This is a genomic window from Paenibacillus rhizoryzae (genome assembly GCF_059686995.1).
This window is the reverse complement of record NZ_JCAALT010000006.1, coordinates 479,352-504,149: the sequence shown is the minus strand read 5'-3', so window position 1 is coordinate 504,149 and position 24,798 is coordinate 479,352. Positions and strand designations below refer to the sequence as shown.

General features: G+C 48.9%; 24 protein-coding genes. 23 read left to right on the top strand and 1 reads right to left on the bottom strand.

All coding sequences use genetic code 11. From position 1 onward, the window contains the following. Positions 1-69: 69 nt before the first annotated feature. From AC6ESO_RS20210 to AC6ESO_RS20130, 17 genes are all read left to right on the top strand, one after another. Positions 70-1,146 carry a D-alanine--D-alanine ligase family protein gene (locus tag AC6ESO_RS20210; RefSeq protein ID WP_497092938.1) on the top strand — a complete coding sequence of 359 codons (1,077 nt, stop codon included), beginning with the start codon at positions 70-72 and terminating at the stop codon, positions 1,144-1,146. Positions 1,147-1,160: 14 nt separating this feature from the next. Next, the gene (gene alr, locus AC6ESO_RS20205; protein ID WP_497092937.1) at positions 1,161-2,402 is read left to right on the top strand and encodes an alanine racemase; all 1,242 of its coding nucleotides are present in this window, start codon (positions 1,161-1,163) and stop codon (positions 2,400-2,402) included. A gap of 248 nt (positions 2,403-2,650) precedes the next feature. Beyond that, positions 2,651-3,826 (top strand): epoxide hydrolase family protein, encoded by a 1,176-nt coding sequence (locus tag AC6ESO_RS20200; RefSeq protein ID WP_497092936.1) that lies wholly within the window; start codon positions 2,651-2,653, stop codon positions 3,824-3,826. Between the two features lie 166 nt (positions 3,827-3,992). Next, positions 3,993-5,204, top strand: coding sequence for a sensor histidine kinase (locus AC6ESO_RS20195; RefSeq protein ID WP_497092935.1), 1,212 nt, complete (start codon positions 3,993-3,995; stop codon positions 5,202-5,204). Then, the gene (locus tag AC6ESO_RS20190) at positions 5,198-5,860 is read left to right on the top strand and encodes a response regulator (RefSeq protein ID WP_497093014.1); all 663 of its coding nucleotides are present in this window, start codon (positions 5,198-5,200) and stop codon (positions 5,858-5,860) included. The genes AC6ESO_RS20195 and AC6ESO_RS20190 overlap by 7 nt, the downstream gene beginning before the upstream one ends. 200 nt (positions 5,861-6,060) lie before the next feature. Next, complete coding sequence (locus AC6ESO_RS20185; protein WP_497092934.1) at positions 6,061-6,420, top strand: hypothetical protein; 360 nt, start codon at positions 6,061-6,063, stop codon at positions 6,418-6,420. A 307-nt stretch (positions 6,421-6,727) separates the two neighbouring features. Then, entirely contained in the window at positions 6,728-7,888 is a 1,161-nt protein-coding gene (gene msrA / locus AC6ESO_RS20180; RefSeq protein ID WP_497092933.1) for a peptide-methionine (S)-S-oxide reductase MsrA, read from the top strand. After that, complete coding sequence (gene msrA / locus AC6ESO_RS20175; protein ID WP_497092932.1) at positions 7,878-8,840, top strand: peptide-methionine (S)-S-oxide reductase MsrA; 963 nt, start codon at positions 7,878-7,880, stop codon at positions 8,838-8,840. The genes msrA (AC6ESO_RS20180) and msrA (AC6ESO_RS20175) overlap by 11 nt, the downstream gene beginning before the upstream one ends. A 99-nt stretch (positions 8,841-8,939) precedes the next feature. After that, positions 8,940-10,430 carry a spore germination protein gene (locus AC6ESO_RS20170; protein ID WP_497092931.1) on the top strand — a complete coding sequence of 497 codons (1,491 nt, stop codon included), beginning with the start codon at positions 8,940-8,942 and terminating at the stop codon, positions 10,428-10,430. 17 nt (positions 10,431-10,447) lie between these two features. After that, on the top strand, positions 10,448-11,554 hold the full coding sequence (locus tag AC6ESO_RS20165) for a GerAB/ArcD/ProY family transporter (protein ID WP_497092930.1): 1,107 nt from the start codon (positions 10,448-10,450) through the stop codon (positions 11,552-11,554). Continuing rightward, entirely contained in the window at positions 11,464-12,702 is a 1,239-nt protein-coding gene (locus tag AC6ESO_RS20160) for a Ger(x)C family spore germination protein (protein WP_497092929.1), read from the top strand. The genes AC6ESO_RS20165 and AC6ESO_RS20160 overlap by 91 nt, the downstream gene beginning before the upstream one ends. A gap of 502 nt (positions 12,703-13,204) precedes the next feature. Next, positions 13,205-13,651 carry a MarR family winged helix-turn-helix transcriptional regulator gene (locus AC6ESO_RS20155; RefSeq protein WP_497092928.1) on the top strand — a complete coding sequence of 149 codons (447 nt, stop codon included), beginning with the start codon at positions 13,205-13,207 and terminating at the stop codon, positions 13,649-13,651. 82 nt (positions 13,652-13,733) lie between these two features. Further along, complete coding sequence (locus AC6ESO_RS20150) at positions 13,734-14,132, top strand: DoxX family protein (RefSeq protein ID WP_497092927.1); 399 nt, start codon at positions 13,734-13,736, stop codon at positions 14,130-14,132. A 101-nt stretch (positions 14,133-14,233) separates the two neighbouring features. Further along, positions 14,234-15,181 (top strand): ring-cleaving dioxygenase, encoded by a 948-nt coding sequence (locus AC6ESO_RS20145; RefSeq protein WP_497092926.1) that lies wholly within the window; start codon positions 14,234-14,236, stop codon positions 15,179-15,181. After that, positions 15,181-15,795, top strand: a complete 615-nt coding sequence (locus tag AC6ESO_RS20140; protein WP_497092925.1) for an alpha/beta hydrolase — start codon at positions 15,181-15,183, stop codon at positions 15,793-15,795. The genes AC6ESO_RS20145 and AC6ESO_RS20140 overlap by 1 nt, the downstream gene beginning before the upstream one ends. 24 nt (positions 15,796-15,819) lie before the next feature. Continuing rightward, entirely contained in the window at positions 15,820-16,431 is a 612-nt protein-coding gene (locus tag AC6ESO_RS20135; RefSeq protein ID WP_497092924.1) for a flavin reductase family protein, read from the top strand. Positions 16,432-16,445: 14 nt separating this feature from the next. Beyond that, positions 16,446-16,673 (top strand): DUF896 domain-containing protein, encoded by a 228-nt coding sequence (locus AC6ESO_RS20130; RefSeq protein ID WP_494821607.1) that lies wholly within the window; start codon positions 16,446-16,448, stop codon positions 16,671-16,673. 70 nt (positions 16,674-16,743) lie between these two features. On the opposite strand, the gene AC6ESO_RS20125 is transcribed toward AC6ESO_RS20130, so the two are convergent. Then, positions 16,744-17,352, bottom strand: a complete 609-nt coding sequence (locus AC6ESO_RS20125) for a nitroreductase family protein (protein WP_497092923.1) — start codon at positions 17,350-17,352, stop codon at positions 16,744-16,746. Between the two features lie 159 nt (positions 17,353-17,511). Between AC6ESO_RS20125 and xylB the strand changes: the two genes are divergently transcribed. The 6 genes from xylB (at position 17,512) to AC6ESO_RS20095 (ending at position 24,790) form a co-directional block, all read left to right on the top strand. Next, positions 17,512-19,011 (top strand): xylulokinase, encoded by a 1,500-nt coding sequence (xylB, locus tag AC6ESO_RS20120; protein WP_497092922.1) that lies wholly within the window; start codon positions 17,512-17,514, stop codon positions 19,009-19,011. Between the two features lie 17 nt (positions 19,012-19,028). Further along, positions 19,029-20,879, top strand: coding sequence for a glycosyl hydrolase (locus AC6ESO_RS20115; RefSeq protein ID WP_497092921.1), 1,851 nt, complete (start codon positions 19,029-19,031; stop codon positions 20,877-20,879). 118 nt (positions 20,880-20,997) lie between these two features. Then, complete coding sequence (locus tag AC6ESO_RS20110) at positions 20,998-21,864, top strand: M15 family metallopeptidase (protein ID WP_497092920.1); 867 nt, start codon at positions 20,998-21,000, stop codon at positions 21,862-21,864. Positions 21,865-21,923: 59 nt separating this feature from the next. Next, positions 21,924-22,619 (top strand): response regulator transcription factor, encoded by a 696-nt coding sequence (locus AC6ESO_RS20105; protein WP_497092919.1) that lies wholly within the window; start codon positions 21,924-21,926, stop codon positions 22,617-22,619. Continuing rightward, complete coding sequence (locus AC6ESO_RS20100; protein WP_497092918.1) at positions 22,612-23,733, top strand: sensor histidine kinase; 1,122 nt, start codon at positions 22,612-22,614, stop codon at positions 23,731-23,733. Before AC6ESO_RS20105 ends, AC6ESO_RS20100 begins: the two co-directional genes overlap by 8 nt. A 259-nt stretch (positions 23,734-23,992) precedes the next feature. Beyond that, positions 23,993-24,790 (top strand): DUF429 domain-containing protein, encoded by a 798-nt coding sequence (locus tag AC6ESO_RS20095; protein WP_497092917.1) that lies wholly within the window; start codon positions 23,993-23,995, stop codon positions 24,788-24,790. Positions 24,791-24,798: the final 8 nt, after the last annotated feature.

Here is a 24,798-nt window from a genome sequence, read left to right as displayed (position 1 = left end):
CCTGCTCGTCCAATGGCGTTATCTTAGAGATAGAGCATCAGAGAAGAAGTAAATTAGGAGGCATTACACATGAAAACGAAGCTGTACTTACTATATGGCGGCAAATCCGTCGAGCATGAGGTGTCTTTGAAAACGGCAGTTACCGTCCTTCTTTCTATAGATGAAAGCCGCTTTGAGGTTTATCCCATCTACATTACCCGCGACGGCTTATGGTGTACGCCCGGATCTCTTTCCAAGGATGGTTTAACGGTTGAGAAGTTAGTCGCGCAATCCTCGTTTAAAGACACAGCTCGCTCGATCGGAGAAATCTTGTCAGGCGTGCTGGCGCTGCCCGGACCCAAAGTTGTATTGCCGCTTCTGCATGGCTCCAACGGAGAGGACGGCACGGTGCAAGGCTTGATGGAGCTGCTGAACATTCCTTACGTTGGAAACGGCGTGCTGTCGTCCGCGCTTACGCTCGACAAGGCGATGTCGAAACAAATACTTGCGCAGGCCGGCATTCACCAAACGGAATATCTCGTGTGCCGCCAAGAGGAGTGGACAATGGATGATATGGCCATCCTTCGCGGCGTCGAAGAGAATATCGGCTATCCATGCTACGTGAAGCCGGCTTCCCTCGGATCGAGCATCGGCATCAACCGATGCTCGAACAGGGAAGAGCTGCTAGCCGGAATCCAAGAAGCGTTCTCCTACGATAAGAAGCTCGTGTTTGAACGCGAGGTGGCCGGCAGGGAAATTCAAGTGGCCGTCATCGGCAACGAGAAGCCCCTAGCTTCATTGCCCGGGGAGTTCATCCATGACCACGCGTTCTTCGATTATGAATCCAAGTACTTCGACAAGCGTCTTACGATGTCAATTCCCGCGGAACTGTCAGGCGACTTGACCAAGCGAATTCGCGAGCTGGCAATCCAAGCTTATAAAGCCCACGGCTGTGAAGGTCTTGCCCGCGTCGATTTCTTCCTCGATGGGGAAGGAGATTTGTTCCTTAACGAGATTAACGCGCTGCCCGGATTCACGAATTTCAGCATGTATCCGGTTATGTGGGAGCGTACCGACGGCACGACTTATGCGGAGCTGGTTGAAAAATTGATCGACCACGCCATCGCCCGCCACGAGAACAAACAAACGATTCGATATACGAAATGAGCGAGGTGAAAGGGATGCTAAGAGACACATGGGCTGAAGTTAGTTTAAGCCGCATTCGTGAGAATATGCAGACCATTCGCCGTACCTTGCATCATTCAGTCAAGCTCATGGCCGTCGTGAAGGCGAATGGCTATGGACATGGGGACATCGATTCGGCTGCAGCGGCGGAGTCCGCGGGAGTCGACTATCTGGCGGTCGCATACCTGGAGGAAGCACTTCATTTACGCGCTGGCGGTACGAAATTGCCTATTCTTATCTTGACGCCGATTAAGCCGGAGCACACGCAAATGGCGCTCGATCTCGACTTAACCTTAACCGTCACAAGTGCCAAATGGTTTGCCGAAATGCGGAATTTCATGCCTTATGCCGCTACGGGAAAGCTTCGGATTCATGTGAAAATGGACACGGGACTTGGAAGGATTGGCATTCGAACGCAACAAGAATGGGACGAACTTGTTCCATGGCTGCGAGCGGAGGACGTTGAAGTGGACGGCTTCTATACGCATTTCGCGACGGCAGGACAAGCCGACACGGACTTTCTGGAGCAGCAGGCCGCACGCTTTATAGAGATGAAGGAATGGAGCCGCTCATCCGGCTTAGCGATCCGGCATTATCATTGCGCGGGCAGTGCCGCGGCGCTGCGGTTTCCTCATCTGGCGATGGATATGGTGCGGATCGGGGCGGCCATGTACGGTTTTTATCCGGAGAAGCTCGTGCGATCCGTGAAGCTTGAGCCTGCGTTAAGCCTTCATAGCCGTCTGATCCATGTGAAGCGGCTGGCCAAAGGAGAGTTTCTCGGCTACGACAACTCGTACCAGGCGGAGGAAGACGAATGGATCGGAACGGTGCCGATCGGTTATGCCGATGGCTGGAATCAGCGGATGCAAGGTACGGACGTGCTGGTTGAAGGCCAGCGTGCCCGGGTAGTCGGCAAGATTTGCATGGACCAGCTGATGATCAAGCTTCCGAAACCGTGCCCGGAAGGAACGATGGTGACGTTGATCGGACGGCAAGGTGCCGAGCGCATCACGATTGCGGAGCTGGCCGAACCGCTCGGCTGCGCGCAGCAGGAAATTTCCACTTCGCTTTCTTCGCGCATCACGAGAATGTATACCAATTACGAGGAGATACGGCCAGCATGGGACAGCGTAATGCTCCCCTCTGTCTGCAGCGTGTCTAATATGATAACGGCAACGGGCGAATATGAAGGTTTGTATGTAACCTCTAAAAATAAATTAGATAGTTACTTGTGTTAAGCGGCGGATCATGATATAGTTCTGTTTGTAACCAATAAAACATATATAGATGGTTACATAAGTGGAGTGGGGAAAGCAAAACGCTAGACGACATCGATTTACATGCTTACCCAGAAGATCACTTTCTGTCTCGGCGAATTTCAAGCCCTGCAATGCTGGGCTGAGCATAGTTATCACGAGCTAATTACTTCACGATGCGCTAGATGGTTCGACCACCCACAAACTCATATCAGAAGGAGATTAACACCATGACTAAACCACAAAGTATTCGCCCGTTTCACGTGAATGTACCAGAAGCAGAGCTAACCGATTTGCGCAAACGCATCAACGCGACAAGATGGCCTGAGAAAGAAACCGTATCCGATCAATCGCAAGGCTCGCAGCTTGAAACGATGCAAGAGCTTGCTCGTTATTGGGCGAATGAATACGACTGGCGCAAAATTGAAGCGAAAATCAACGCTGTTCCGCATTTCCTAACCGAGATCGACGGTCTGGATATTCACTTCATCCACGTTCGTTCGAAGCATGAGAACGCGATGCCGATCATCATTGCCCACGGATGGCCGGGATCGATCGTCGAGCAAATGAAGCTGATCGAACCGCTGACTAATCCTACGGAGCATGGCGGAAGCGAAGCGGATGCATTCCATGTCGTTATTCCGTCGATGCCCGGTTACGGTTTCTCGGGCAAGCCGTCTGCGACGGGCTGGGGTCCAGAGCGCATCGCGCGCGCTTATGGCGAATTGATGACGCGTCTTGGCTACGAGAAGTATGTCGCGCAAGGCGGCGACTGGGGTGCTATCGTCGTTGATTTCATGGGCGTTCAGGAAGCAAAGGGATTGCTGGGCCTTCACACGAACATGGCCGGCGTGATTCCGCCTGACGTTGATGCGGCAATGTGGTCCGGCAACCCGCTGCCGGCCGGTCTCTCTGACGAAGAGAAGCTAGCGGTCGAGCAAGTTGGCGAGAATAAGTTCTATTACGCCTTCTTCATGGGAACGCGTCCTCAGTCACTGACTGGTCTTGTGGATTCGCCTATTGGTTTGGCAGCCTTTATGATTGACCACGACTGGAAGAGCCTAGCCCTGATCTCCAGAGCTTTTGCCGGAATCAATGAAGGCCTGACGCGTGACGACGTTCTCGACAACATCACGCTCTTCTGGTTGACGAACTCCGCGATTTCCGCGGCTCGTATTTACTGGGAGAACAAAAGCTCCTTCTTCGCCGTCAAAGGCGTGAAACTTCCGGTTGCCGTAAGCGTCTTTCCGGATGAGCTTTATGAAGCGCCGAAGAGTTGGACAGAGAAGGCTTACCCGAACCTGATCCACTACAACAAGCTTCCGAAGGGCGGACACTTTGCGGCCTTTGAACAGCCTGCGCTTCTTACTGCAGAAATCCGTACTGGATTGAAGTCACTGCGCTAATCGGAAATATGTCATTCTGCTCTGCGGCCCGCTTTGGGCCGCAGATTTTCTTTATTATAGGAAAGTAAAGGAGCTTGCCGTGAGCAGGCTCCTTTTTAGTGCCTTCATAGGACATTGCGATATGGTTAAGACTATTAGGGCAAAATTACTCCAAAGGGAGTTATAGATGATGCTGAAAGCAACGGATAGCATGTGGAAAAATTCGGTTTCGCTCAGATGGCTCTTCGGGCTGAAGCTCGTTTATGATTTAGTCCTGGCGGGGCTGTTTACTTCCGAGAACTACTGGAGACTAGGTTTTGTTGTATTCTCCTTACTGGTTTTTCTTTTCGTTAATCTCTATTACTCCAGCATGAAGAAACATTGGCTGCTACAGCTCCTCATCATTGATTTCATGGTATCGGCTTCATACGGCTATGTGTATATAGGCGGTAAATTACCCGATCCTTTATTTAAAGGCATTACGGCATTAGCGATTTTCATGTTAGTTAAGAATACGCGAGCGCTCATCGCATCCGGGGTGCTTCTGCTAGTCATCTATTTGAGTGTGATGACCACCATCGATTGGTCGCTGTATAGACGGTTTGATGTTACAAGCTATTTTATCTCCTCTTCCTTCATTGTGTTTGCATGCTTTGTCAGCTTCTTGATTCTTTTCTATAAAAGAGCCAGCACGGAAGCCATGCAGCTGTATGCGCAATTGATGCAATCCCACGAGAAGCTGCAGGAGTATGCCAGCCAGACGGAGGAGTGGGCAGCCGCGAGGGAAAGAGTGAGAATAGCGCGGGATATTCATGACACGGTTGGTCATAAGCTGACGGCAGTCTTGGTTCACATGCAAGTGGCTCGCAAGCTGAGCAGCCTGGACGCTCCACGCAGTGAACAAACCTATTTGGAATGTGAGCAGTTAATCAGGTCTGCCTTGCAGGAGGTACGTCTTTCCGTTAGAGCGATCAGAGACGAACCTCATACATCTACACCTTTACATGAAAATCTCGCCCGTTTATCGGAAGAGTTTACTAAATTCGCTGGGGTTCATACCGTTCTGGAAGTCGAAGGCACCCCGGTTGATCTCCCGATCGATTTACGATTGACGGCCTATCGCATTGTACAGGAATCGCTTACGAATGCTCAGAAACATGGCCATGCGACCCATATTGCCATCTTGCTGGCTTATGCCGAAACCGGATTTTCTTTAAGCATACGGAATGACGGAGATTTGCCTGCCGAACTGAAGCCGGGGTTTGGATTGATCAATTTGCAGGATAGGGTGAAGGAGTGGAACGGAGAGCTACATTTCAGGATGGACCAACAGACGGGCTTTGCCGTTGAAGTAACGTTTCCTTATTCAAAAGCGGAAGTGGAGGGACGACAATATTGAAAGTTCTGATTGTCGACGATCAGCGGCTGATGAGAGAAGGACTTGCGACCATCATCGGTTTGGAGCCGGGAATGGAGGTGGTCGGCACCGCTGAAGATGGAAGAGATGCCTTTGCTAAAGTAGTCGAATGGCAGCCGGACGTTGTGTTGATGGATATCCGCATGCCGGGAATGGATGGCGTGGAAGGAACGGAATTGATTCTCAAGCACTTTCCGGAGACGAAGGTATTGATTCTGACCACGTTCGATGATGCGGAGCTCATTATGAACGTATTGGAGAAAGGCGTTCATGGGTACTTATTGAAGGATATGCCGTCGGAGGCTATCATCTGTGCGATTCAATCCGTGTACAATGGGGGCACGGTGCTTCAACATGAAATCACGGCCATGCTGATTAATGAATTAAATAAAATGTCGGATAGGGGCTCAGATCAGACACACTCATTAAGTAAAGCGGAGCCGGATGAGCTGAAGCTAGTGACTGAAAGAGAGAAAGAAGTGCTCGCATTACTGGGGCAGGGGCATAATAATAAAGAAATTGCCGGCCTGCTGCATCTTACGGAAGGCACCGTGAAGAATCACGTGTCCAATCTGATCGCGAAGCTTGGACTGCGAGATAGGACGCAAGCTGCTTTATTTGCAGTACGTCATCTTTGATAATAGCGGGGCATGACTTTTGGTAGGAGGGCATGAAATTATGCATGGTTTGCAGTCAATCGAAGAGCTATTTTCATACCTCGTTCATGACTTTCCACAGATTTGCTCCTGTTCGATTCTTGTTATAATTGCGGGAAGGGACACCAAGTATGCTGAAATGCGAGATAGAGGATTAAAGATTGCCGGAAGGAAGGGAATTAATGAAAAAGGGCTGGTTTGAACTGGATAAGTACAGGCATGAAAATGATTATATCCGAGATTGCTCCAAAATGTGGAAAATCAATATTTATTCGTATGATGGCGAAGACGAATCAACGCCGGATGTAACCTTGATCTTGAATACGACCAAAGGAAACGGAAACGGGTATTGTTTGGTGGAGTTTTCTGTTACCTATGTAGGCCGGTCCATCATGTTTGAGGAGGTCATACAATTGGTCAAGAAACTGGACGAAATCAGCAGTAATAGTGATTCCGTTAGTTTGACCGAGCATTTGGTGGTCTGCCGCGAGTTTTTTGATTGTGGAAGGATTCTTCCAAAGTCACATGTCCATTCTGCTTAACGGAAGAAACCTATGAAGTCATGCAGTCCCTATGAGAAGGGGCTGCATTTTTTGTAAGAGCAGACAACATTGATGAATTTCCAAAAGTAACCATTAAAAATAAAATAGATAGTTACTTGTTTTCTTAGCGCGTGCATGATATATTGTAACCATCAAAACAAGTATAGATAGTTACTTACTAGGAGGAGGAAATTGAATATGTATAAAAAAGTAATCATTTGGTCTCTTCTCGTTGCTCTTGTTGGCGGATCCATTTATGAAATAAATTGCTTCTTGAACTATTAAGATCCGGCAGAGGAGAAAGAAATTGAAATTCAAAAAAAACATCTTGGTTGTACTATCGATTGCCCTGATATTCTTTATTGTTTATTCCGTTTATATGTCGTATCACAAGAAAGAAATAGCAAAGACGCAAGAGTTGTTAACTACGTTTATTGAAAATTCCAATACGCCTTACGAAATCGCCATTTTTGCAGGCGGATGTTTCTGGCCCATGGAAGAGGCTTTCGAGCAGGTTGACGGGGTCTTGCGCGTGGAGTCAGGTTATACGGGAGGACACACGAAGAATCCCACCTATGAAGAAGTGGGCTCCGGAAAAACAGGACATCTCGAGTCGGTAGAGGTTCTGTATAACCCGAATCAGATTACGTATGACGACCTCCTTCAGGTTTATTGGCGAAGCATTGATCCCACAGATGCAGAAGGACAATTCGCTGATCGTGGCAGCGACTATCTAACTGCTGTATTTTATAGCAGTAATGAACAGCAAGAGCTGGCTGAAGCATCAAGAGATGAATTAGCATCTTCTAAGAGGTTCGATAAGCCGATTGTCACGAAGATTTTAGCTGCATCTACCTTTTATAAAGCAGAAACGGAACATCAGGATTATTACAAAAAGAATCCACTCCACCACAAGCTGGCCGAGCTCGTCTCCGGCCGTAACTCTTTTCTGAATGATGCTTGGGGCGAGGATCGGGAATTGAAATTCCATGCTGTCCTAGGGTTCAATAAAGGGTTCAATAAAGAGGAAAAGCTGAAAACGCTGACTAAGCACCAATTCAACGTCACTCAGAAGGATTTCGAGGATCCGCCATTCGAGAACGAATATTGGGCCAACGAAGAGGCAGGTATTTACGTCGATATCGTTTCGGGCGAGCCATTGTTCAGCTCGGCGGACAAATATGATGCCGGTTCGGGCTGGCCTAGTTTTACTAAACCGCTAGAGCCGGACAATATTGTCTTGAGACCAGACGGCGGATTGTTCTCGTCGTCCTCGACCCAAGTAAGAAGCCGGTACGCGAATTCTTTTCTAGGTCATGTCTTCCATGATGGGCCCAAACCAACGGGACTGCGATACTGCATAAACTCTTCAGCTATGGTATTTATTCCGAAGGCTGAGCTTGATAAGAGTGGATATGGCGATTATGCCGCTCAGTTTGGAGAGGAGAAGCAATCCAATGAGAGATGAATTCGCGCTTCGCCATTTTAACAAACACATCAAACAATTCATTCGTGTACTCAATCGATGTCCGGCGAAGAGACGGAGCATCATACCGGAAGGCTTTAAGAATAATATCCATTGGCATTTAGGGCATGCTCTTGTCATCGCGCATTTCGATGTTCTTGTCCTTTCGGAGCAGCCCAACTTGCTTCCGGGCCGCTATCAAGATTTCTTCGCGTATGGTACGAAACCCGCGGACTGGCAGGGCGAACCGCCTGAGTGGGACGAATTGATCGCCAAGTTCAAAGAACTGAACAAGCATGTCCACGAGACGTTGAAAGATAGACTGGATGAACCAGTGAGAGAAAACAACCTGCACGCCCGGAATATCGGTGAGCTCATCTACTTGACCACGCTGCATATGAATTATCACCAAGGTGTCGTTTACGGCATGCTTCATTCATTGGAAGCGAAAGCTGCTGAAGCTCAAGACAAAGGCAATAGAGACGAGACGAATTTACCTGTCGAAACCGCAATCTTCACCGGTGGCTGCTTCTGGCATATGGAAGAGGCGTTCCAGAAGCTGGATGGCGTCTCGGATGTGTATACGGGCTACTCGGGGGGACGGGATACCAATCCGACCTATAATAAAGTGGTTTCCAGAACCACGGATCAGCTTGAAGCCGTTGAGGTTCATTACAATCCGGAACGGATTACGTATGACGAGCTTCTTAAAGTGTTCTGGGAAAATGTTGATCCAACGGATGATCAGTCCGCCATCTTCTATCAGAGTCAGAAGCAGAGGGAGCGGGCTGAAGCATCTTGGAAGGAAATGAGATCGTCCAGATGGTTCCATAAACCGGTTGGAACGAAGATTGCCGAGGCAACCGCGTTTTATAAGGCGGAGGACGAAGATCAGGATTATTACCGAAAAAGTACGCTGAGCTATAAGGTGAGCGAGTTTCTGCAGTCCCTATAACGCAGGGGCTGCTTTTTTGATTTCACATAATTTAGAAGCGGGATGAACATAACTATCTATATCTATACGGTTGTAGTGGTTATGGGAGGCCTATCCTCGATGTCTATATATTTAGGAAGTAAGATGTGTTTAAAGGGATATTTAACAGACACATTTTCCGGTGATGGTGATTTCGTTTCAAGAACGATACCTGTTTGGAGCGGACATTTTGAAGTAAGTGTTAGTTACATCGAGAATCTCATTGAAAATGAACTCATTAACCATTATGTAATCGAAAGATTGCAGGACCTGGATTCGGAAGATCGTCTTCAATCGCCAGGCGAGTTTATGGATAGAATGAAATCAAGGGTTATTTCCGCTGCGAAAGTCTTTAGTTCGGACGACAAGGATCAACTCGTTCAAGCTATCCTTACAGGTCATGTTGTAGTAACGAGTGACGATAGCGATTGCGCTTTAGTCATCCCATTACTAAAGCGTGAAGTAGGTGAAAAATCAGAAACAGAGCCTACTATACAGAGCGGTAATGAAGCTTTTACATCAAGCTTAAGTAAAAATTTCAACCTTTTAAGAATGAGATTACCTTCTCCGAACTTAATGTTTAAACAGATGGAGATCGGGAGGACTTCCCATACGAAAGTAAGAATCGCGTGGCTGAAAAACGTGGCCAAACCTCAAATAATCGAAGAGATATGCAGTAGATTAGCTCGGATCGACATCGATATCGTCCATTCGATATCGGTCTTAACGGAACTAACCGAAGATAATCCGTTAACGATTTGGCCGCAATATAAGCTGACCGAACGCGTTGATGTCACCGTCTCTAATATAGCTGAAGGACGCGTAGCGATACTGTGCGATAACTTCTCCTTCGTTATCATTGTACCTTTATTGATCTTACAGGAATTTCAGACACCCGATGATTATTCGCAAAAATGGATGTTCAGTTCGATCATGAGAATTACCCGAATTTGCGCTTTTTTTCTTTCTTCGACATTGTCTGCCCTGTACGTATCGTTTGTAGCCTTTAATCATTCCATCATTCCTCCGGCTTTAGCCTTTCGGATATCTGCAGGCAGAAGTGACGTTCCGTTCCCTTCCGTCATTGAGGTACTGCTTATGACCTTTATGATTGATGTGCTTAAAGAAGCAGGAATAAGACTGCCGAAAGGTTTGGGACAGAGCATCGGCTTCCTTGGGGCCGTCGTGATCGGCCAGTCGGCTGTGGAAGCAGGTTACGTCAGCCCTGTCGTAATCATCATTGTTGCGGTCTCTGCGATTTCAAGCTTTGCGCTGCCTTCGATAAACCTCACCAATATGTCAAGAGTAGCTAATTACGGTTTAATATTTATGGCTACCGTATTAGGACTGTTTGGTGTTATTATCGGTATCCTCTTCTTACACTGGAGATTGGTTACCCTTCGCTCGTTCGGCGTATCGATTTCCCATCCTATGGATGGCGGTGAAATGAGCCTGATGAAGGATCTGCTCGTAAGGTCTCCCGTGTGGAAATTGAGAAATCGCTCCAAAGTATTATCCGATAACGTAACTTCGATAGGGGATAGCACTAGGAAGCCGAGTCCCAAAGAATAAAGGGGGGATCAGGGAACGTGTTGCAAAAGCAGAAGATTTCGAGTTTACAAGCCATCTTTCTTACCTTTGCAAGCGCTTATGGCGGCGTTTTTTTCTACCACTCCTACAATACCAGCCTGGCAGGGAGAAGTGCGTGGATTGCGGAGTTCGTAAGCGGTTTTATTAACATTGGCTTTGCCTTATGGGTATTGAGCGTTGCAAAGAAGTATCCCGGCAAAAACATCTTCCAGATTGTCGAGATGGTTGGCGGGAAATGGATCAGTACGATTTTCATTGCAGCTTACGTTGCCTTAAACATCGTCCTATCTTCCTTGCTGTTAATGATGTGCGGAGGACTGGTGAGGACCATTGCTTTGCACAATACACCGATGTGGGCACCCATGCTTCTGATTACTTTTCTGTCCTTCTTAATCGCAAGCAGTGGTATTGAATGCTTAGCCAGGATGAGCGTTACGTTGGAGATTGTTTTCCTCGGTCTCATGTTTTTACCTGTTCTCCTTATCGGAGTTATCACGCAGTTCGATCCTTCGAACATCTTCCCTATGATAGACAGCGATGCTCCTTCCTTTCTAAAGGCTGTATTACTGGCAGGAGGAGGGCATTCTGAAGTGATTCTATTCCTGTTCATTATGGTTGAATCGCTGCATCAGCCGGGGAAGCAATTTACCTCACTTACGGTAGGGTTACTTGTATCCGTTGTACTCTTGCCCGGAGCCGCATCGTTCTTATTTTCAGCAGCTATTTCTCCGGAGGAGGCTTCCAGAATTTCTTTTGCAGGCGTCAATGTGGCTTCTTCCATCACAATTGGCACGTTCATTCAAGGTTTGGAAATTTTCATATTTATTCCTTATGTAATTATCACTGTGCTGAAGATGGCAGGAAATTTCTACAGCAGCGGGGTAGCTTCAGAATCTGTTATGAAAAGAAGCTCCAAACTTCTCATCATCATCATTACGTTGGTTACATTCATCATTGCGTTGAATTTGCGTTCATTTAACGAAGCCTTCTACGGGTACATAAGGGTCATTCAATATTGTATCTATCCATTCTATCTCGTTGTCCTTTGTACAGTTTCCATCCTGATCGTTGCAAAAGGAAAAAAGGCGGTAGTAAGGGAAACATGAACTATTCAAAAGGGATACAACTCCTTCTAACGGTGGTTATTCTGAGCGTATGCACCGGATGCTGGGATTACATGGAGTATGAAAGCATGGCTTTAGTTCGCGCAATCGGTCTTGATATGGACAACAACGGTCAAATTCTGTTGACTTACGAAATCATAAAAACACGAAAACAAGACAAGCAAAGCGGGAATTCCAATGTAGTGGTTCAAGGGACAGGGAAGACAGTGCCGGAAGCTTTCGATAACATGCAAACCAGCGTTCCGGGCGAACTGTTCTTGGGTTATGTTACAACGCTCATCATCAGCGAAAAAGTGGCTAAACAACATCTGAAGAATTTCATGGATTTATTATTTATTACGCCCAATATAAGAGAATCCGTATTTCTGGCCTTTACCAAGGAGAAACCGGACAAAATACTGAGGATGCCGGTTGGGAAATCGGGGCTGTTGGTCGGGGATGCGTTAGTGGGTTTTTTTAAGGTTACACCTCGTACAGGCGCTTCATTTCCAGTCAGGATCAAAGATTTCAATAGAATGCTGATGGCAGAGGGAATAGAGCCTGTCGCCCCATTGGTGGAAATAATTGGGGAAGGGAATATCAAGGTGTCGGATATGGTTGTATTCAAAGGCTTCATGCCGGCAGGCGTGCTGGTTGGAAACGAAAGTAAGGGATTTGGACGAATTGTAAATCAAAAAGTACAAGAACTGTCCTCGGTATCCGTAAGAGCACCTGGCACGGGAGCTTCTGTAAAAGCCGTATTCAGGCTTCAGGATAATAAGTCGAAAATAAAAATTAAAACGGGCAGCAAGGTACCCGAAGTATTCATTACGACAAAAGCCACTGCTACGATGTACCAATTCGACAGTACGGTTAAAGCCATAACATCGGAGATCCTTCGCGAATGCGAGAAGGAGCTGGAAGGTACGGTGAAACAAGAACTCGAAGCCGCAATAACGAAAGCGCAAAAAGAGTATAAATCCGATTTCTTGGGAATCGGGTCTCATTTCTATCAACAGCATCGCAAAGCATGGAAGAGTACATTTAAGCCCAAATGGGACGAGGTTTTTCCGGAGGTTCCTATTCATGTCAACGTAAAAGTAAAAGTCCTCAATTCAGGAACCAAAGTGGTTCCGTTAAACGAACAATAAGCGGGAATCCATCTCAGCCCCTTTCAGCTTTTGTGGGCGACCTTCAACTAACATCCCCGCGCGGGGGTACGAGCGGGCCTCCAGGTTACCGTGCGAGTCGCAAAGCGGCGAGCACCTGGTAACCATCATCCCGTCTTTCCAGCGCTCAAAGTAAAGCGTGTCCCGAACGGGACGAAAGCGAGATCAAGCACGCACAATCTCATACGCGTCTCTGAGGCGGACCACGTTATCATGGTCCCGCAAGGGACACCAGGTAGCTAAAACCCGCCTCAAGTTAAGCGTGTCCCGAATGGGACGAAAGCGATCATACGCACCAAACAAACTCGCGAGCGCTTCTCTGCAGCGCCAACGTTATTCACATTCCGGGTGTCCCTCGGGGTCCCCCTTTCAGGGGGATTTAGGGGGTATGAAATTATGAATTTGTTGTTGACTTTAATCTCGAAATGTTTTATCTTTAATTCAAGATAATTAAATCCAAGACATCTGAGGGAGGTGAGTGCAAATGTCATTCCAAATCGATGACGACCAAGCGGTCTCGCTGAAAACATTCGTTGTGTTATCCAAAGCGTTCAGAACATTGATGGACCGGGCCGTTAAAGATATGAAGCAATATGAGCTGTCATCCTCCGAGTTTACGATTCTCGAAGTGCTGTACACCAAGGGACGCATTCCGCTGCAGCAAATTGGGGAGAAGATCCTTGTCACTAGCGGAAGCATCACGTACAACATCGATAAGCTGGAGAAGAAAGGGCTGCTCAAACGAGTCCCATGCGAAACAGACCGAAGAGTCATTTATGCGGAGATCACACAGGCCGGAAACGACTTGTTCGATGACATTTTTCCCAAGCATGCGTCTTCCATACATCTGATGTCACAAAGCTTATCCAACGAAGAAAAACTGACCCTTATTGAACTTCTTAAGAAATTGGGGAAAGGCGTAGAAGGTTAGAAGCTCCATGCACCACTTCTTTTATCTAATATCTTAAATTAAAGATTATTAAAACCAAAACAAAATGGAGGCAGAAATTAAAATGGTAGCATTAGGATTGTTAATTATTCGCGTAGTGATTGGTTTGTTGTTTATCGGGCACGGTGCACAGAAGCTGTTTGGCTGGTTCGGCGGTTACGGTCCAAAGGGAACGGGCGGCTGGATGGAATCGATCGGCATGAAACCCGGCGTGCTGATGGCAGTTGCGGCAGGGTTGATGGAATTCGTCGGCGGGGCACTCTTTGCTGCAGGATTATTTACGCCGGTGGCGGCCGCCCTTATTGCGCTAACCATGCTTGGAGCAATTGTGAAAGTGCATGGCAAGAACGGAATTTGGTCAACGGCGAACGGTTATGAATACCCGCTTGTACTTCTCGCAGTCGTAATCGGTGTAGCGTTCGCCGGAGCGGGTTCGTATTCGCTCGATGCCTTGTTTAACTAATCGCGAACACCTCATTTATTTTCGGGAAAATGGCGGAATACTAACAGAAATAGCTACAGATCGTGTACTTCAATTACAATAATCTATGGGAGTGATTATTCATGTCATTACAAACTGCAGGTATTCACCATATTACAGCCTTTGCAAGCGATCCTCAGGCCAATGTCGATTTCTACGCAGGAACACTGGGTCTTCGCCTTGTCAAAAAGACGATTAACTTCGATGCACCTGATGTGTATCACCTATACTTCGGCGACAAAGCCGGTACTCCGGGCACGATCATCACGTTCTTCCCTTGGCCGAATTCCCGCAAAGGCAAAGTTGGCGGCGGGCAAGTGGGGATTACCACATATGTGGTTCCTGTAGGAGCGCTCAGCTTCTGGGAAGATCGTCTGAAAGGCTTCGGAATTGCAACGACCAAGGTTACTCGCTTCTCTGAGGATTATCTTCAGTTCTCGGATAACGAAGGGCTGCGGCTTGAAATTGTAGAGCGCGAAGCGGGAGCGAATAGCGAGTGGTCCTTCAGCGGCGTTCCTACCGATAAAGCGATCAAAGGATTTGGCGGAGCCGTACTGTTCAGCACCAAATCAGCGCAAACCATACACGCCCTTGAGCATATTTTGGGTATGGGCAAAGTCGGCGAGGATCAAGGTTATGCACGTTTCCAAACCTCTGCAGATATCGGGAACATCATCGATGTACCGGTAGCCGATATGGAGTGGGGAGCAGGCGGCGCAGGCACGGTGCATCATATTGCGTGGAGAGCGAAAGATTTCGAAGAGCATGCGCAGTGGCAAACGGAAGTACTGAACTCCGGTTATCAGCCGACTCAAATCATTGACCGACAGTACTTCAATGCGATTTACTTCCGGGAAGCCGGCGGCATACTGTTCGAGATCGCTACGGATCCACCGGGATTCGCGAATGATGAAGCTGCGGACGCGCTGGGTGAGAAATTGATGCTGCCATCTTGGTTCGAACCGAAACGGGAGCAAATTGAAGCCAATCTGCATCCGATCCAAGTTCGTGAGTTGGAGGCGAATAAATAATGAAGCATATTTTCGAACAGGGTACATCATCCAGTGCGCCAACCTTAGTGCTGCTGCACGGTACAGGCGGAACGGAGAGAGATCTGATTTCACTTGGACAACGGATCTCTCCTGGTTCTTCCTTGCTAAGCATTCGCGGTAACATTCTGGAGAATGGCATGCCGCGCTTCTTCCGGCGATTGGCGGAAGGCATCTTCGATGAAGCGGATCTGGTATTCCGCACTAAAGAGCTATATGACTTCTTGGATGAAGCCGCAGCCCAATATGGCATTGACCGCAGCAGCTTCGTAGCTGTCGGATACTCGAATGGCGCGAACATCGCCGGAAGCCTTCTGTTCCATTATGCCGATGCTTTCAAAGGTGCGATCCTGCATCATCCGATGGTTCCGCTGCGTGGCATGGAGCTGCCTGACTTGTCAGGCACTCCGATCTTCATCGGTGCCGGCACGAACGACCCGATCTGCTCAGCAAGCGAAACCGAAGAGTTGCAGCAGCTGCTCGGCGGAGCGGGAGCCGACGTTGCCGTGCATTGGGAGAACTACGGTCATCAGCTGACCGCTTCCGAGGTCAATGCAGCCACGAAGTGGTTTCAAGAGCATTTTCCAGAAGCTTAATGGATGCTCGAAGGGAGGGACGATATGATCTCTATAGATCCGGCAGCGCAGGGTGAGCGCGATAATTATAAACTCCTTATCGGCAGTGTCGTTCCGCGTCCCATCGCGTTTGTGACTACACGATCGGAGCAAGGGGTATTGAACGGCGCACCATTCAGCTATTTTTCTATCGTTTCCAGCAATCCGCCGCTCTTATCGATAGCTGTTCAACGTAAGAATGGCAGGATGAAAGATACTTCGCGAAATGCGGTTGCAACGGGCGAGCTTGTTATTCACATCGTGGATGAGTCCAATGTGGACGCCATTAATGAAACTGCGGCAAATTTGCCTCCGGATGAAAGCGAGGTAACATTAGCAGGACTCACGCCAATTGATAGTGAAACCGTAAAAGTACCGGGAATCGCAGAGTCCAAGATCAGAATGGAATGTGTGCTGGAACAGGCGCTGGAGCTTGGCGGAACAGGCGGTACACCGGGATGCGACCTGTTGATCGCGCGCGTTGTCCGTTTTCAGATCTCGGAAGAGCTTCTGGAGCACGGAAGAATCGATGCGCAGAAGCTGGCACCCGTCAGCCGGATGGCAGGCAATTTCTATGCAACCCTGGGCAGAATGTTTGAGATGGAACGTCCGCAATAGAGGAGTGAGCCCTTATGCTGAACATACTTAATCGAATTAATGAGCTATCAAGGAAACAGAAAGAATCCGGATTAACGGATGCGGAGAAAGCAGAACAAGCCGATCTACGCAAAGAATATCTACGCATCTTTCGCGGTTCTGTAGGCAGCCTGCTCTTGCATTCCACGATCATTGATCCGGACGGTAATGACGTTACGCCGGAGAAGCTAAAGCAGGAACAGGCGAGAAGATCGGCGCACTAGCACTGGCTGTATAATTAATGTTCATCCTACTAATAAAAAAGGAAGCAGCGAGACAATCGCTGCTTCCTTTTTATTTGAAAACCTTGAACCGATCTTCGATCGGCATGAACTGCTTTTCTCCTGCCGGCGCGGTTGGTTTGCCGAATGGCATATGGGCGATAAGCTTCCAATTCTCAGGGATGCCCCATTCGGTTTTCACATTCTCATCGATTAACGGATTGTAATGCTGAAGACTTGCGCCTAACCCCTCGTTTGCCAAAGCGGTCCAGATCACAAATTGATGCATGGCACTCGTGTGCTGGGACCAATCCGGGAATTTATCCTGGTATGTAGGGAACTGCGCCTGCAGCCCTTGGATAATGCTCTCATCCTCGAAGAACAGAACGGAGCCATAGCCGGCTTTGAAGCTGTCCATCTTCTGCTGGGTGGATTCAAAATGTTCGGCCGGTACGATCGCTTTCAACACCTGCGTTGTAATATTCCAAAGTTTATCGTGCTGCTCGCCTAAAAGCAGAACAATCCTCGTGCTCTGGGAATTAAAGGCCGATGGCGTGTGCTTTACGGCTTCTCTGATGATTTCTTCGATACGGCTATCTGGAATAGGCGATTCTTTGCTGAGCGCATAAATGGTTCGTCTCTCGCGGATCCCCGATAGAAACTCATTGCTGGTCGTAGCCATTGGTACCTCCTCTAAAGCTGTTTTAAAAGCACCTTATTATTTGGTAAAACACGAATAGATATGTATGCTTGTCTTCATTTGGAAGCTTGTGTATGATTGTTGTGACTATTCTGTATATTGATTATATGTTATAGAGGGAAACTCGTGGAGGTGGAGGCAATGGAAGCTCTGCTGGGGATCGATATTGGAACCTCAAGCGTCAAATCCATGCTCATGGATGCAGAAGGCCGAATGCTCGGGTTTGCTCAATTGGATTATGAGACGCACATGCCAGCCCCTTATTATGCGGAACAAGATCCGGAGGAATGGTGGAATCTGACCTGTAAGACCACAGCTATGGCACTCCAGCAGGCGAACCTCCAAGCGGACCGGATTATTGGAATCGGCCTCTCCGGTCAGATGCATGGACTGGTAGTTCTTGATGAGGAAGGCCGAGTGATCCGGCCATCGATTATATGGTGCGACCAACGAACAATTGCCGAGAAGCACGAACTGGAGAAGGCATTCACACCGAAACAACTGGGCGAGCTTATTCAAAATCCGGTAGCCACCGGGTTCCAGCTGCTTTCGCTAATGTGGATGAAGAGCCATGAACCGGAATTGTATCGTCGCATTCGTTCCGTGATCCTCCCGAAAGATTATGTTCGCTACCGGCTAACGGGCACAATCGGTGTAGAAACGACGGACGCTTCCAGTACTTCGGCTTTCCATGTGGCAGGCAGGTGCTGGTCGGAAGAACTTCTCGCGAAGACGGGCATTGATCAAGCCTTATTCCCATCCGTGGGAGAGCCCTGGGAAATCAGCGGATCCGTTACGCAGCAAGCAGCGGCAGAAGGTCCATTCGCGCTGGGTACTCCGGTCGTGTACGGCGGGGCCGATCAGCCGATGCAGGCTATTGGCAACGGAGTCATTGCACCGGGAACAGTCTCTTGCACGATTGGAACGGGCGGCCAATTGTTTGCTCCCATCGTTCAGCCTGTCTATGATGAGCTGCTTCGAACGCACAATTATGTACACGCTGTGCCGGATCGCTGGTATTTGCTCGGGGCCTCCATGAGCGCAGGGCTTTCGTTAAAATGGCTGGCCGGGCAAATTTTGCGCGAAACCGATTATCAGCGTTTGGACGAACGGGCTCAAGCGATTTCAGCCGGCAGCGAAGGAGTTATTTTCTTGCCTTACCTGGCTGGCGACCGTACACCCCATATGGACCCGCATGCCAAAGGGATGTTCTTCGGCTTGACGTTGAAGCATAGCGATGCCCATCTCGTCCGCTCGGTGCTGGAAGGAGTCGGGTATTCCATGCGGGATAGCTTGGAGATCTTTAAGTCGCTTGGCGTTGGGATGGATAAGCTGATTGTTTCCGGGGGCGGTGCGAAGAGCGGCCTGTGGAAGCAAATTCTCGCGGATATACTCGGGATCGATGTGTATGTAAGCACCATGCGGGAGCAGGCTTGTTTCGGAGCGGCGATGATTGCAGGTGTGGGCGTGCAAGTGTACAGCAGCGTGGAATCGGCTTGCTCCGCGATCGTAAGCATCCACGAGCAGCCTATTGTTCCCATTCAAGCGAATGTGGATATGTACAACTTAGGCTATAAAACATACAAACAGCTTTATGAGCGTAATCGGGACTTATTTCTTCCTACTACGGAAACGGAATAGAACGGAGTGAATCATTCATGAGCCAGCCGGTAGACATACCTTGCGATTTGATTCTAAATAAACGGGAAGCTACCCGGTTCAATTGGGGTAATGTTCAAAGTTTGTCGATGCAAATGACGATTGCGCCAGCTACAGACGAGGATTATGTGTCCATCGTTCAGCAGGGCCAGGAGCACAAGCACAAGGAGATCATTCGCCTGTATTCCGGAACGTCGGCTGCTGCACAGAAGCCTTCGATTATCGTGGAATTCCGTACAGACGCGCGCGCGAACCCATTAACCTTATCTGTCCCATGGGATTCGATTGGCAGCGAGAGTCACTCCCTATTCGTCGGCTATAACGGTTACTCGCTTCGTTTCTATGTCGATGGCGTGCTGGTGGATGAAGATTGGCCGATGGGTTCACTGCCGTTAGAGAACGTGGAGATGAAGGTAGGGGAGGCCTGCGACAAGCTCTATCTGTGGAAAAATGCGATCGCCCCGGAGAAACCTTCAACGGAGCTCGAGGATCAATATCTTGGCGTGGAGCCAACGTCGATCCAGTATTGGAGACCGCGCGGACACAATACCGGTGTCGGGGACTGCATGCCTTTCTTCGATGGCGAACGATTCCGCTTGTTTTACCTGTACGACCGCAGAGGTCATGCGAGCAAATGGAGCCTTGGCGCGCATCAATGGGCACAGATTAGTACGCATGATTTCAAAACGTGGGAGCATCATCCCATGGCCGTTGCGATTACAGCAGACTGGGAAGGTTCGATCTGCACAGGCTCTCTGATCGTGAAGGACCATACGTATTATGCCTACTACGCCGTTCGGGCTACGGACGGTTCCCCGGCCAAATTAACGTATGCCACAAGTACGGACGGTTCGGCATTTCACAAAACAGAGCAGTACATAGGGCTATCCAACAAGTATTCGCTGGCATCTGTTCGGGACCCTCATGTGTTTCAGGATGAGGCCGGCTTGTACCATATGTTAATCACAACGAGTCTTCTCGCGCCTTCTCGCAATCAGGGCTGCTTAGCCCATTTGACGTCGGCGGATCTCGTGAGTTGGACGGAGCAGGAACCGTTTATCGTACCGGGGTACCATGATGAACCGGAATGCTCGGATTATTTCCAGTGGAATGGCTGGTACTACCTGATTTTCAGTAATGACGGTGTAGCGCGGTATCGGTATTCGCGGGATCCAATGGGGCCGTGGCTGCGGCCGGCGATGGATGTATTCGATTGCGTGCAATGGCGCGTGCCGAAGACAGCCGCCTATCATGGTGGCCGAAGGATTGCTGCCGGGTTCCTGTCCTCGCCGGATAGGTACGCAGGAGAACTCGTCATTCGTGAGCTTGTGCAGCATGCGGATGGTACATTAGGGTTCAAGCCTATGCCGGAATTGGCAGAGGAGCCGGTTACTTCGCATGAGATAAACCCCGTAGCACTGAGTGATTTCAACGGACTTATGGTTCGCGATATCGAACTTGATGGGGCCACTGACCTCATCCTGACTTGTCAGGCGACCCCTGGAAACCGCAATTTATATTACGGTATATCGCTTGCCGGCCCGAACGGGTTCGAGGACGGTTATGATATCCGATTTGATCCTTCTCGTCGTAAAGTCGGCATTTATCGTGCCCATTGTTCCTCTTTGCTTGAGAATGAAGCGGCTTCGATCTATGAAGTCGAAGCCCTGCATGAGCCTACCTCGATTGAGGTAGTGATCAAACAAGATTGGATCGACCTTTGCGTGAATGGCAATCGGACCTTGATTTCGAGATTCCAAAGGCCGGTTCAGGCACCGTTGAAACTGCGGTTGTTTGCTCAATTTGGCAGCGTCTCGTTCGATGATATTCGAGTAAGGGAACTGGCTTAATCATTTGAAGATGTAGAAACAATTGAAGTTTAAGAAATCCTTTAGGTTTACCCCCACTTCTTCTTAAAAAGTTTTCTTTATCCTTAAGTACATGATGGGATAAGGGAGGCTTGATGAGATGAAGAAGTGGGTTTTTTGTTTTGTTATACTAGTAACACTGCTGTTTGTTTACGGCATTCGGGAGACTAAATTGAACGCCGATAACGAAATCCAACTGAATGAAGGTAGGCCAGCTCAAGCGGCAACGTCCCAAATGAGCGAGCTTCACATAGGTGTAGATCAGATCTCTAAAGGTGATTTATTGCTTGTGAATAAGGATCATCCGGTACCTCCGGGAAGCGAAGAGACCGGCGCGGTTAATCTGGCTGAGCATCTGGAGCTGGTGAACGGGTTCCGTTTACAGGATAATGAGATTGAGCTCGCGCCAAGCTTGGCGCGTAAATTCGCGGAGATGGTCAAAGCGGCGAAGAACGATGGCGTGAGCCATTTTATCATCAACAGCGGGTATCGGAATAATGAAGAGCAGAATCAGCTTTATGCTCAAAAGGGTGCAGATTACGCGCTGCCGGCGGGCTACAGCGAACATAATTTAGGGCTATCGCTTGATATTGGTTCGACGCAAGCGGAGATGAGCCAAGCGCTTGAGGGCAAATGGCTGAAGAAGAATGCATGGCGATACGGGTTTATATTGCGGTATCCGAGTGACAAGACGGAGATTACCGGGATCGAGTTCGAGCCGTGGCATTTCCGTTATGTGGGGTTGCCGCACAGCGCGGTGATGCAGAAGAAAAATTTTGTCCTGGAGCAGTATTTGGACTACCTGAAAGAGAAGAAGAGCATTACTATTACCATCGATAAAGCAACCTATGAAATCTCGTATTATCCGATCTCCGGGGATACAACCATTCCGGTGCCGGCAAATGGCAGCTATGAGCTGTCGGGCAACAATATGGACGGTGTCATTGTGACCACGAGAATCGCTTAAACTTAGTGGTATGAAAAGAATGCGCATGCCTAATGCTAATGGAATCCAGGGAGGAACGAATGAAGTCGATCACAATTCTAATAGCGGATGATGAGGCGGAAATTGCCGATTTAATCGAGCTGCATTTACTCAAAGAGGGCTACAATTGCATAAAAGTCGCCGATGGGCACGAGGCGGTTGCCGCTATTCAGAAGCATCCCATCGACTTGGCCATCCTGGATATTATGATGCCGAAGCTGAATGGCTATGAAGCGACCAGGCAAATTCGCGCTCATTATAACCTGCCTATTATCTTCTTAAGCGCCAAAACGACCGACCTCGACAAGATTACCGGTCTCGTCAGCGGAGCGGATGATTATGTAACCAAACCGTTCAATCCCATGGAGCTGGTTGCTCGCGTGAATGCGCAGCTGAGGCGCTCCATGCAGCTGAATCAGCCCGCAGCAGCGAAGCAATCGGTTGTGGAATCGGGCGGTTTGCTGATTAATCCGGAACAGCGTACCGTAATCCTATATGGGGAAACGATCGAAATCACACCGAAAGAGTTTGATATTCTCTATTTGCTTGCCAGTCATCCGAAGAAAGTCTTCAGCGCGGAGCAAATTTTTCTTCAGGTATGGGGGGAAGCTTATTTTGAAGGCAACAATACGGTCATGGTCCATATTCGTACGCTGCGGAAGAAGCTTGGCGAAGACGTTCGTAAAAACAAGCTGATTAAAACGGTTTGGGGAGTGGGGTATTCCTTCCATGGCTGAGATGTTCCGCAGCTTCCGGTTCAAAATGCTTCAGTTTTTCGGATTGAGCATGTTTTTGTCGGCGGGCATTACTTATTTGCTCTATAAAGTGCTGCAGCTGTACTATTGGACCACTAAGCGTGAAAGTCCGCTCTATAAGATACGGGCTTTCATTGGCGAAATCGGGGATATCAATTTCTTCATGATTGTTTTTATCCCCCTCTCCATTTTGTTTTTCTACCTCCTCACGAGCCGTTATGCGTCCTATTTTCGTGAAATATCGAGCGGGATCAATCAGCTTGCCAATGGTGATTTCAACAATCGCGTACGGATCTCATCCGATGATGAATTCGAGGATATTGCCCGGGATATTAATCTAGCGAGCGAGAAATTGCAGCAGGCGCTGGCGAGAGGCGATTTTGCGGAGAACAGCAAGGAGCAGCTGGTCTTGAACCTGGCCCATGATTTGCGTACGCCGCTGACCTCGGTGCTCGGTTATCTGGATTTCATTCTTCGGGGCGATCAGCTGACAGCGGAGCAAATCAACCACTATACGAGCATCGCGTACACGAAGTCGCAGCGGTTAGAGAAGCTGATTGACGAGCTGTTCGAAATTACGCGAGTGAATTACGGCAAGCTGCCTTTGGAGATGAAACCTATCGATCTGAGCGAGCTTCTCATCCAATTAAACGAGGAGCTTTTTCCTGCTGTGGAGAAAAATAACCTGGCCACCCGGTTGAATGTGGCTCCTCATTTGACCGTATTGGGGGATGGCGAGCTGCTGGCACGCGTATTTGAGAATTTGCTGACCAATGCCATCCGCTATGGCAAAGAGGGTCTGTTTATCGATATCAATGGGCAAATCGAGGGCGAGGAAGCGGTTATTCAGGTGGTTAACTACGGCGCTAGCATTCCACCGGAGGAGCTGCCGTTCATCTTCGATATGTTTTACACAGGTGATAAAGCACGGACCCATCGCGAAGGAAGCACGGGTGTGGGCTTGTCCATCGCGAAGAATATCGTGACGCAGCATCAGGGGAGCATCACGGCGCAGAGCGACGTCATCCGAACGCTGTTCGAGGTCCGTCTGCCGCGACATATAGAGTCCGATGGACTCGGGGATGGGCATGGCTGAGCGGTTCGCCCGCGGGGGGATAGGGTTAGTTTGATTGCTGAGAGTTCGACACCACGACTCTCAGCTTTTTTTAACGTATTTTCGGTGCTGAGAGTTCGGTTTTCGTACTCTCAGCCTCTATCGCGCGAGCAGCGGTGGCGGGTTAGGCGAGAGACTCATGCACGATGAGTCTCTCGCTAGCGAATGAACACCTACGCGGAGTATGATTGGAATATTGCGCGAAGAGCGATAAAAGGTGTTTGGATAGGGGGATAAACGGATGTATATCGGCGTTGATGGCTCCAAGAATCAATGGGTAGCTGCCCTGCTAGAGGGCACTAAGGAAGAGACGACAATCCGCTATGTTCAGGTGGAGCATTTGGAAGAGCTCTGGGCTGAATTCGGAACCGGCTGCTGCAAGCTGCTGATCGATATGCCGCTTGGACTTAGCAGCAGCGGCAAACGCAGTTGCGATGAATTCGTTATGGATCTGCTTGGTCCTGCCAATAAGAAGAGATGCTTCCATGCGCCTAGCTACAATGCGCTAGAGGAATGGCGGCGGCATTCACGCGCTGACTCCGAAGGCGTACTATCCATGTCGCCAAGAGAGAAGTACAACGCGATTAATGGCATTAACGTGAAAGATACGCAGCTCAATTTGACCCCTCCCGGCTATGCCTTGGTCCCTCGAATCGCGAATGTACGGGAGTTTGTGTTAAGCATCGCGGACCGTTCCATGGTCTCGGAAGCGCATCCTGAAATTTGCTTCATGGCCTTATCGAATCGCGGCAGCTTCTCGAGCAAGCATCATCTCCCCGGTCTATTCGAAAGGCTCGCGGTTATTCAGGCTCATATTCCAAACTACATCGACCTTGCCGCAAGAGGCGGAAACTCGATCTGGAACGGTGTTTCAGCTAAGATGGACGATGTCCTGGACGCGACTGTCCTCGCGCTGACGGCACGAATGATCATTGAGAACCCCGCAAGTATCAGGCGATTGACGAACCAGCCGCCAATCAACGATCCGTCGGGCGTTCCGATTGAAATTGTCTATGCACAGCATCGAGCTGAAACGTGAGGACTTGC

Bases quoted from the DNA above. Each gene is read 5' to 3' on its own strand.
- AC6ESO_RS20100 (WP_497092918.1), top strand. From the start codon at position 22,612: ATGGCTGAGATGTTCCGCAGCTTCCGGTTCAAAATGCTTCAGTTTTTC.
- AC6ESO_RS20155 (WP_497092928.1), top strand. From the start codon at position 13,205: ATGTCATTCCAAATCGATGACGACCAAGCGGTCTCGCTGAAAACATTC.
- AC6ESO_RS20200 (WP_497092936.1), top strand. From the start codon at position 2,651: ATGACTAAACCACAAAGTATTCGCCCGTTTCACGTGAATGTACCAGAA.
- AC6ESO_RS20210 (WP_497092938.1), top strand. From the start codon at position 70: ATGAAAACGAAGCTGTACTTACTATATGGCGGCAAATCCGTCGAGCAT.
- AC6ESO_RS20145 (WP_497092926.1), top strand. From the start codon at position 14,234: ATGTCATTACAAACTGCAGGTATTCACCATATTACAGCCTTTGCAAGC.
- msrA (WP_497092932.1), top strand. From the start codon at position 7,878: ATGAGAGATGAATTCGCGCTTCGCCATTTTAACAAACACATCAAACAA.
- AC6ESO_RS20130 (WP_494821607.1), top strand. From the start codon at position 16,446: ATGCTGAACATACTTAATCGAATTAATGAGCTATCAAGGAAACAGAAA.
- AC6ESO_RS20185 (WP_497092934.1), top strand. From the start codon at position 6,061: ATGAAAAAGGGCTGGTTTGAACTGGATAAGTACAGGCATGAAAATGAT.
- AC6ESO_RS20140 (WP_497092925.1), top strand. From the start codon at position 15,181: ATGAAGCATATTTTCGAACAGGGTACATCATCCAGTGCGCCAACCTTA.
- AC6ESO_RS20170 (WP_497092931.1), top strand. From the start codon at position 8,940: ATGTCTATATATTTAGGAAGTAAGATGTGTTTAAAGGGATATTTAACA.
- AC6ESO_RS20095 (WP_497092917.1), top strand. From the start codon at position 23,993: ATGTATATCGGCGTTGATGGCTCCAAGAATCAATGGGTAGCTGCCCTG.
- AC6ESO_RS20110 (WP_497092920.1), top strand. From the start codon at position 20,998: ATGAAGAAGTGGGTTTTTTGTTTTGTTATACTAGTAACACTGCTGTTT.
- AC6ESO_RS20195 (WP_497092935.1), top strand. From the start codon at position 3,993: ATGATGCTGAAAGCAACGGATAGCATGTGGAAAAATTCGGTTTCGCTC.
- AC6ESO_RS20135 (WP_497092924.1), top strand. From the start codon at position 15,820: ATGATCTCTATAGATCCGGCAGCGCAGGGTGAGCGCGATAATTATAAA.
- AC6ESO_RS20150 (WP_497092927.1), top strand. From the start codon at position 13,734: ATGGTAGCATTAGGATTGTTAATTATTCGCGTAGTGATTGGTTTGTTG.
- AC6ESO_RS20115 (WP_497092921.1), top strand. From the start codon at position 19,029: ATGAGCCAGCCGGTAGACATACCTTGCGATTTGATTCTAAATAAACGG.
- xylB (WP_497092922.1), top strand. From the start codon at position 17,512: ATGGAAGCTCTGCTGGGGATCGATATTGGAACCTCAAGCGTCAAATCC.
- alr (WP_497092937.1), top strand. From the start codon at position 1,161: ATGCTAAGAGACACATGGGCTGAAGTTAGTTTAAGCCGCATTCGTGAG.
- AC6ESO_RS20125 (WP_497092923.1), bottom strand. From the start codon at position 17,352: ATGGCTACGACCAGCAATGAGTTTCTATCGGGGATCCGCGAGAGACGA.
- AC6ESO_RS20105 (WP_497092919.1), top strand. From the start codon at position 21,924: ATGAAGTCGATCACAATTCTAATAGCGGATGATGAGGCGGAAATTGCC.